This is a genomic window from Thermomonas sp. (assembly GCF_020850895.1).
GTDB lineage: Bacteria > Pseudomonadota > Gammaproteobacteria > Xanthomonadales > Xanthomonadaceae > Thermomonas.
This window is the reverse complement of the sequence record NZ_JADZDS010000071.1, coordinates 1-4,111: the sequence shown is the minus strand read 5'-3', so window position 1 is coordinate 4,111 and position 4,111 is coordinate 1. Positions and strand designations below refer to the sequence as shown.

The window sequence follows — 4,111 nt, the reverse complement described above, 5'->3', positions numbered from 1 at the left end:
TTCCATGACCCGACCCACTTCGAATGTCGGATGTGTGCATGGCAAGACCGCTGCTGGAGGACACAAGCATGACCGACAACACCCTTTCATCTACCGGCATCGAACCGATGATCGACGCCAAGCAGGCGGCTGCCGCGCTGCGCCTGCCGTATTACTGGTTCGCCGATCACGCGATGCGCAGCAAATACCGGATTCCCCACTACCTCATGGGTGGGCTGGTGCGCTATCGCCTGTCAGAGCTTTCTACGTGGGCGGCACGCAATGCGGCAGCGCAAAGCCGCTTCGCGGGAGATACGGATACCGCCGTCGAGGAGGCCGAATGATCGACTTCAACGACACCGCCGTCCCCACCGGAAACCAACCACGCATCGTCAGCGATGCCGAGCGGGAGGAACTGCGCGCAGAACTGCTCGCCCGGCTGGAATCGGTGCTGTTCACTCTGTTCTCGGCAGGCAAGAAGCGCCGGGGCAAGTTCCTCATCGGTGATGTGCTGGGTAGCCCTGGCGACAGCCTTGAGGTGGTGCTTGAGGGCGAAAAGGCAGGCCTATGGACGGATCGTGCCGACAACTCCGGCGGCGATGTGTACGCGCTGATCGGCAATCACTTCGGCATCGATGTGACCCGCGACTTTCTGCGCGTGCTCGATGCCGCCGCCGATCTGCTCGGTCGTACGCGTTCCACGCCGGTGCGCAAGGCCAACAAGAAGGACGTGCCGGTAGACGAACTCGGCCCCGCCACCGCGAAGTGGGACTATCTCGACGCCCAAGGCCATCTCATCGCCGTCGTTTACCGCTACGACCCGCCCGGACAGAAGAAGCAGGTCCGGCCCGGGGATGCGAAGCGGCGCAAGATGGCACCGCCCGACCCGCGTCCGCTCTACAACCAGCCAGGCATGACCAGTACCGCGCAGGTGGTGCTGGTCGAAGGCGAGAAGTGCGCGCAGGCCCTGATCGATGTGGGCATTGTGGCCACCACGGCAATGCATGGCGCGAACGCCCCGGTAGACAAGACCGACTGGTCGCCGATTTCGGCCAAGGCCGTGCTGATCTGGCCCGACCGCGACAAACCGGGCTGGGAGTACGCGACGCTGGCGGCGCAGGCCATCCTGTCGGCGGGTGCGAAGTCCTGCCACATCCTCTATCCGCCCGAGGAAGCTGCCGAGGGCTGGGACGTGGCCGACGCCATCGCCGAGGGCTTCGACGTCGCCACCTTCCTCACCCATGGCCCGCGCCTGCAGATGCACGATGTGGCCGATGATGTCGAGCCGGTGGTCAGCAGCGACGAATCCGTTTGGGGCACGGAGGACGCGCTGGCGCTGTCGTTCACGCGCCGCTACCACCGTGACTGGCGTTACGTGGCTGGTTGGGGCAAGTGGCTGGTGTGGGACGGGCAACGCTGGCGCACCGAAGACACGCTGGCGGCCACGGACCTGATTCGCAGCGTTTGTCGCCAGACGGCTGTACGCGCCGACAACCCCAAGGTCGCCGCCAAATTGGCCAGCGCAGGAACGGTCGGCGGTGTGGAACGCCTAGCGCGTGCTGACCGCAGGCACGCGGCCACCACCGACGAATGGGATGCAGATCCGTGGCTGCTCAACACGCCGGGCGGCGTGGTCGATCTCAAGACAGGCCGGATGCGCCCGCACGAGCGCGCCGACCGGATGACCAAGATCACCACAGCCACGCCCAGCGGCGACTGCCCGACCTGGAGGCAGTTCATCGACGAGGTCACGGGTGGCGACAAGGAACTTGAGTCCTACCTGCAACGGATGGTCGGTTACGCGCTGACCGGGTCGACGCAAGAGCACGCGCTGTTTTTCCTGTACGGCACGGGCGCGAACGGCAAGTCGGTGTTCGTCAACACGTTGGCCACGATCCTGGGCGACTACGCGACCAACGCGCCGATGGACACCTTCATGGAGACGCGCACCGACCGGCACCCGACCGATATGGCGGGACTGCGCGGTGCGCGCTTCGTGGCGGCCATCGAAACTGAACAGGGAAAACGGTGGGCCGAGTCCAAGCTCAAGAACCTCACCGGTGGCGACAAGATTTCAGCGCGCTTCATGCGCCAGGACTTCTTTGAGTTCTTCCCGCAGTTCAAGTTGTTCGTGGCGGGCAACCACAAGCCCGCTATTCGCAATATCGACGAGGCGATGAAACGCAGGCTGCACCTGATCCCTTTCACGATCACCGTGCCGCCCGAGCGCCGCGACAAGAGCCTGCAACAGAAGCTCCTGGCCGAACGTGACGGCATCCTCGCGTGGGCCGTGCAGGGTTGTCTCGACTGGCAGCGCCACGGACGACTCAGCCCGCCACAACGCGTGGTGGACGCCACCGAGGAGTATTTCGAAGCCGAGGACGCCCTGGGCCGCTGGCTCGATGAGCGCTGCGTGCGCGAGCCCAACGCCAAGTCGCTGACCGCCGAGTTGTTCAACGACTGGAAGCTGTGGGCTGAGGCTGCCGGGGAATTCACGGGCTCCCAAAAGCGCTTTGCCGATCTGCTGCTCACCCGTGGCATGGACAAATGGCGCAACGGCATGGGTCTGCGCGGGTTTCAGGGCGTGGGCCTCAAGTACCCGCCCGCACCGTCCTACACCCCTTACGCCGATGACTGAAACAACCGCGTCTGACGGATCGGACGGACTACGTCGTAACTCCTACGCGTGTGCGTGCGTGCGCGCCTCATGGGATGTTTCGATGAGACCCGTCCGATCCGTCAGGCCCGCCAAAAACGAGGACTGACACCATGACCACCACCATTCTTGCCCTCGATCTGGGCACCACCACCGGCTGGGCGCTACGCGGCAGCGATGGCCACATCACCAGCGGCTCCGAGAGCTTCCGGCCGCAACGCTTTGAAGGCGGCGGAATGCGTTTTCTGAGATTCAAGCGTTGGCTCACCGAGATCAAGCAGTCCTGCGACGGCATCGACTGCCTGCACTTCGAGGAAGTGCGCCGCCACGTCTCGACCGATGCGGCACACGCCTACGGCGGCTTCCTCGCCACGCTCACCGCGTGGTGCGAGCACCACCAGATTCCGTACCAGGGCGTTCCGGTGGGCACGATCAAGAAGCACGCCACCGGCAAGGGCAATGCAGGCAAGGAGAATGTGATCGCATCCATCCGTGCCCGTGGCCACGCCCCGGTCGACGACAACGAAGCCGATGCACTGGCGCTGCTGCATTGGGCCATCGAGCAAAACGCACTGGAACGGGAGGTGTGAGATGAAGGTGCCGACACCCCAATACCGCTGTCCCCTCGGGCGACTCCAGCCTGATGTCCAGGATGTGGACGCCATCAAGCAACGCGGCTGGCGCGACCAGCACATCCTGGTCGTGTCACCCGACGATGAACGTCTCGACTGGATGGAGCGCGAATTGGTGCGCCAGATTGGTGAGCGTCTCTACGGTGCAGGAGGACGGCGTCATGGCTAACCGTCACACCGCTTGGACGATTGAGGACGTGGCAGCTCGCTTCGAGGAAGCTGCCGCTACCTCCCGACGCCTGCCACCCGTGCGCGTGCAGGGCTACTTCAACTGCTGGCCTGCCATCGTGCGCCGGGAGTGGGAGACGTTCTCTGCCGATGAGAAGGTCTACCGCCCATTCCCGCCCGCACCCGACGCCATCGACCGGATGCTGGAGGCGATGCAGTGGGTGCAGTGGCTGGAGGTCGAGCAGCGCCATCTGGTGTGGATGCGCGCCAAGCGCTACGGCTGGCGGGACATCACCATCCGCTTTGCCTGCGACCGGACGACGGCGTGGCGACGGTGGCAACGGGCGCTGGAGATCGTAGCGACACAACTCAACGGCGATGGCGTGCGATTGCCTTCCAAAAACGTGGGCAATTTAGGGTAATGCTTGCCGCGTTTGTCCTTCGTTTCCGGCGTTTGTCCCTTTTTCGGATCGGATCGACTGCAACAAATCGCGGCATCCGAGCGTAATATTCAGCTACCTTCTGGACAGCGGTGACGGCAAGCGAGGCGGCCCGAAAAAAATGGGCCCTTCCTGCGGAATAACCCATGCGGGGGGCGCGAGCGCGGCGCTTTTTTAGCGTCAGGGCGCGGGCAAGGTTACCAGTCGGCAGGTTACCGGCTCGGGTTACCACCCCA

5 protein-coding genes are annotated in these 4,111 nt (G+C 64.2%); all 5 read left to right on the top strand.

Annotated features, from left to right (window positions below; genetic code table 11):
* Positions 1–68: 68 nt before the first annotated feature.
* The 5 genes from IT472_RS06905 (at position 69) to IT472_RS06885 (ending at position 3,857) form a co-directional block, all read left to right on the top strand.
* Positions 69–323, top strand: coding sequence for a hypothetical protein (locus IT472_RS06905; protein ID WP_049246986.1), 255 nt, complete (start codon positions 69–71; stop codon positions 321–323).
* Complete coding sequence (locus IT472_RS06900) at positions 320–2,617, top strand: phage/plasmid primase, P4 family (RefSeq protein WP_297180281.1); 2,298 nt, start codon at positions 320–322, stop codon at positions 2,615–2,617. Before IT472_RS06905 ends, IT472_RS06900 begins: the two co-directional genes overlap by 4 nt.
* Positions 2,618–2,748: 131 nt before the next feature.
* Complete coding sequence (locus IT472_RS06895; RefSeq protein WP_297180280.1) at positions 2,749–3,225, top strand: hypothetical protein; 477 nt, start codon at positions 2,749–2,751, stop codon at positions 3,223–3,225.
* A 1-nt stretch (position 3,226) separates the two neighbouring features.
* Positions 3,227–3,436, top strand: coding sequence for a hypothetical protein (locus IT472_RS06890; protein WP_297180278.1), 210 nt, complete (start codon positions 3,227–3,229; stop codon positions 3,434–3,436).
* Positions 3,429–3,857, top strand: coding sequence for a DUF6362 family protein (locus IT472_RS06885; RefSeq protein WP_049418346.1), 429 nt, complete (start codon positions 3,429–3,431; stop codon positions 3,855–3,857). Before IT472_RS06890 ends, IT472_RS06885 begins: the two co-directional genes overlap by 8 nt.
* The last annotated feature ends 254 nt before the right edge of the window (positions 3,858–4,111 follow it).